Genomic DNA, 4,152 nt, shown 5'->3' on the forward strand with positions numbered 1-4,152 from the left:
CAGGTTTTTTACTTTTCACTTCCCAATCATATCCATAGTTACCGAAAGCGACTATAAGTTTCTCAGACGGAATATCTAGTTCATTGAGCGTATGTTCAAACCATTTATTTGAAGCAATTGGTCCTGGCGCTCCTGCTCCATAGTGCTCGTCATACATCATTACAATCATACGATCTATTACTTTGGCTAACGCACCATAATCAAAAGCCTGATCATTAGCAGGGACATCTTGCGTAACAAGCAAATGATGTTTATGAAAGACCGTAGTAAGTTCTATCATGAAATTTGTTAAGTTTTCTCTATCGCTTTCAGGTATTGCCTCAAAGTCAATATTAATACCTGAAAATTGATTCTTTTCAACCTGCTTTACTAAATCGTTAATAAACATTGTCTTTACATGATCTGGAGAACTCAATAACTTATGAATAAGTTCACTATCAGGACCAGAAGCTTCCTCTGTATAGTTAGTAAGTAAAGGCATAATTTTCACATGATTTTCTTTGGCTAACTTCACAATCTCAGGTTTTATCTCACTACTAACTGTTAAGTCTGCTTTTAAGTGATACCATTCTGGTACTAACGTGGTTAAGGAATCGATATTTTCTTTTAAAGAAGCAGTACTATTTTCATCCCAGTTTACATAAAAACCATAAACTTCTTTAGATTGTTTGCTATCGTTCGTTGAATTCACCGAATTTTCATCGTTTTTCATTTCGGTATTAGGTTTAAATTCTTCTTTCTTTAACTGCTCTTCGCTGAGTTCTTGATTAATAGGTACAAGTTTAGTATCTTGTTTTACAGCAGGATTCATATTTGGAATTTCTGGTGTCGAAAAAATACTTTGGAAGAAAAAATAAAATACAATACTTATACTAACTATTGAGATACATAGAAACCAACTAAAAGCTTTTTTTCTTCTTCCTTTAGGATCATAAAAAACAGGTTTTGATTTATCTTTCTCTTGTTGAATTTTTTTCTCCATTATATTTTTTACATACTCCTTTTCTTCTTATTCTAAGTACAAATACAAACTCCAACCTTCTAGGGTTTTGATTCGAAAATAACTTAACAGGAATATAGAATTATAATTTCCTGGCTTCAATATTCTATAGATTCTTCTTTCCATTCCCTTGATGTTGTGTTGTATGAATATTTTTGTCATCATTTTTAAGCTCGTTATTTTCGTTTGAATTTCCTTGCTGAGATCCTCTACCATTGTTCTCTTGCTGGTGGCCATTATTTCCTTGAGACTCTCTACCATTGTTCTCTTGCTGGTGGCCATTATTCCCTTGAGACTCTCTTCCATTGTTCTCTTGCTGGTGGCCATTATTCCCTTGAGACTCTCTTCCATTGTTCTCTTGCTGGTGGCCATTATTCCCTTGAGACTCTCTTCCATTGTTCTCTTGCTGGTGGCCATTATTTCCTTCTTGAGATCCTCTACCATTGTTCTCTTGCTGGTGGCCATTATTTCCTTCTTGAGATCCTCTACCGTTGTTCTCTTGCTGAGACTCCCTACCGTTATTCTCTTGCTGATGTCCATTATTTTCTTTTATTTGCTTGGATTGCTTTTGTTCTATATACTCTTGCTTCTCGTATCTCTCTTCTTTTACAGGAGACGCCTCCGGTGATACATCAGGAGATGAATTTGGTTGCTCTTGATTAGACGGCGACGTAGATGGAGGAGTATTCTCGTTCTCTTGCTTTATATAAACACCTGTGCCCACTCCTGCTTTCATGGCATTCTCACGCATTTGCATCGTACTGTTTTGGTATACGACTGTAACATGTTTTGTCTCATACTCTTTCTTTAATTTTTGCATAGCCTTTTCCAACTGTGGTTCTAGCGACTTTTCCTTTGTAACAGCCGTTAGCATAACTTGCTTATCATTCGTTAAGTACTTATCCTCTTGACTCTGCTTTATAATAGTACGTATTACGTCTTGCAGGTGTTTATTTTCCCATCGTTTCATTTCTTTTAAAATACGCCTTCCATCATCATTACAGGCTCGCAAATCTATAACACGAAGATCCTTTGTTACGCTCACCTCTAAACTTGGATTTATATCCACTGAGACATAAGCAAATACTTTTTCTTCCGTTTGGTTGTGGAAAAACAGCAACACACATAGAAAACAAGTAACAAGTAATGATGCAGGCTTTAAGAAAGAAGGGATTGAAAAACGCGGTGCTCTTTGCTCTTGTTCATTAAACGAGATTTCCTCTCCAATCATGTAAGAGTGTACTTTTCTTTTAAACGTAATAAACTCTCCATTTGGAGTTAAAACAACTACGCTATGTTTTTTTATATCCATCACAATTCCTTTATTCATCATGCTTCTCACCTCTTATATAATCAAGAATATATGTATAGTTATTTGCAAAGATAATACACATCGCAATAATGTATTTTCTATGTCGCTCCAACGTTTTACGACTTACCCTAACACGTGGTTCAATATGTTTCAGCGGTAACTTTTTCTTTCTGAACAGCTCTTCTATCATTTTCTCGTCTTTTATAATAATCTTTACAATTTCTATTAAGTGCTCACGCGTATCACGATGCTTAGGAGATTCCTTAGCAAGCTCTGAAAATGTGATTTTAAACTCAGCTAGCACACTTTGAAAATGAAGAATTTCCTCCTTACGGTTACTATTTTCCATCTCTTTCATATACTCCGTAAGCGATACTTGCATTTCTAATATTTCCTCTTGCTTATCTTCTTTTAAAAAGACAATATTATGCTTAGACTCCTTGCGTATATAGTCAATTACATCTCTTTTTATAAGAAGATCAGCAAACGCTAGAAAAGATTTTCCTTTTTTATATGAATACTTTTCAATTGCCTCGTTAAACGCAAACAATCCAATACTATATTCATCATCCTGTTCTGTAATATATCGGCGGCAGACAGACGAGATTGATTTTCTAATAAACGGCTGATACTGTACGATAAAAGCGTCCTTATCTCCACCGTTGTTTTGTATGTTAAATACGATATCTTCTATTTTCGGTTTTCTTAAGATCTTCATTACTAAACTCAACACTTGTAATCTCTCTCCCTCCTTCTGCTTTAAATAGCAAAATGGTCACTAAACAAGTGACCATTTAACCACATTTTCTTAGTACTTTTCTTTTGGCTTGTCTTCTTGCTGTTGTTCATATTTTTCGAGGCCGACTTTTTTTAGATGACTATTTTTTCCACTTGCACTAGAGTGAAGTCTGTATTTTGTACTGTTTTATTGTTTTCTTTTTCAATATCACTTGTTCTTCTCGCTCTTTTTCTATTTTATCTGCAATCTTTGAATAACTCTTCTCTATATTTTTGGTAATTTTAGCTTTTTCTTTCATTTGCTTTCTTCACTATACATATTCGAAGGAATAACCAATTTTATGGGGGTCAAAAAATATTTTTTATAAAATAGTTATTTTTTTCAAAGATAAAAACCATCAATTTGAAAAAAGATTGTTCAAATTGATGGTTTTCTGTTATATATTAATTTTCATAACTAAGGTTAATCATATGCGCCTTTAATTGTAGTTATCCTTTTTTCTGTTACTTCTATTGCAAACATGATACAAGATTTTATCGGCCACCCATCCACTAAAACCGTTCAGGTTAGTTTCTCAATGCATCTAAAATAGCATTTGCTATTCTCACTATTCCCTGCCGATTTTCTCCCTCTATGTTAACTTCTGACTTTGCTTCTTTAATACTTTCTATTCCAATAAATATTAAAAACACAAAACCTAGTAGCCACATAACTGCTTCTACCCATGGATTAGTTAATACACTAGAGAACCCTAGATAAATCAGGACTATTAAAGATAAATCTACAGTCATTCCTCCTATACCTACAAGCCAACCATGTACGAAACCATTTCTCATTCCTTGTTTAGTCATTTGGACAGTCATAGCACCTGCAGGTATTGATAAAGATAAACCTAACAAAATATATGTAAAAAGTATTACATAAGAAAGGAAATTTATTATCATATTAATTAAACATATAACCTCGCTTCCTATTAGTTGCGATAGGTAAGACTTTGAAGTTATCTCCATCTTTTCCCCCGCTTAACACTGTACGTGCGACTTTCATCGCATACAGCGTCCCATCTTATTCTTTTATACTAAAGTAACTAGATTACAAGCT

General features: G+C 34.1%; 4 protein-coding genes and 1 pseudogene. All 5 read right to left on the reverse strand.

Annotation, left to right across the window (positions count from 1 at the left end):
• Nucleotides 1–982: glycosyl hydrolase family 18 protein (locus BWGOE10_RS16835; protein ID WP_081338162.1), on the reverse strand; the 982-nt coding region annotated here is incomplete at its 3' end.
• Between the two features lie 124 nt (nucleotides 983–1,106).
• Nucleotides 1,107–2,330 (reverse strand): anti-sigma factor domain-containing protein, encoded by a 1,224-nt coding sequence (locus BWGOE10_RS16840; RefSeq protein WP_070144146.1) that lies wholly within the window; start codon nucleotides 2,328–2,330, stop codon nucleotides 1,107–1,109.
• Complete coding sequence (gene sigI / locus BWGOE10_RS16845) at nucleotides 2,323–3,045, reverse strand: RNA polymerase sigma factor SigI (protein WP_070144145.1); 723 nt, start codon at nucleotides 3,043–3,045, stop codon at nucleotides 2,323–2,325. The genes BWGOE10_RS16840 and sigI overlap by 8 nt, the downstream gene beginning before the upstream one ends.
• Nucleotides 3,046–3,208: 163 nt before the next feature.
• Entirely contained in the window at nucleotides 3,209–3,349 is a 141-nt protein-coding gene (locus tag BWGOE10_RS32935) for a hypothetical protein (protein WP_171903122.1), read from the reverse strand.
• 322 nt (nucleotides 3,350–3,671) lie between these two features.
• Nucleotides 3,672–3,995, reverse strand: a pseudogene (locus BWGOE10_RS16850) (LysE family transporter); the annotation flags it as partial.
• Nucleotides 3,996–4,152: the final 157 nt, after the last annotated feature.

It is taken from the genome of Bacillus mycoides, from assembly GCF_001757995.1.
Taxonomy (GTDB): domain Bacteria; phylum Bacillota; class Bacilli; order Bacillales; family Bacillaceae_G; genus Bacillus_A; species Bacillus_A mycoides_B.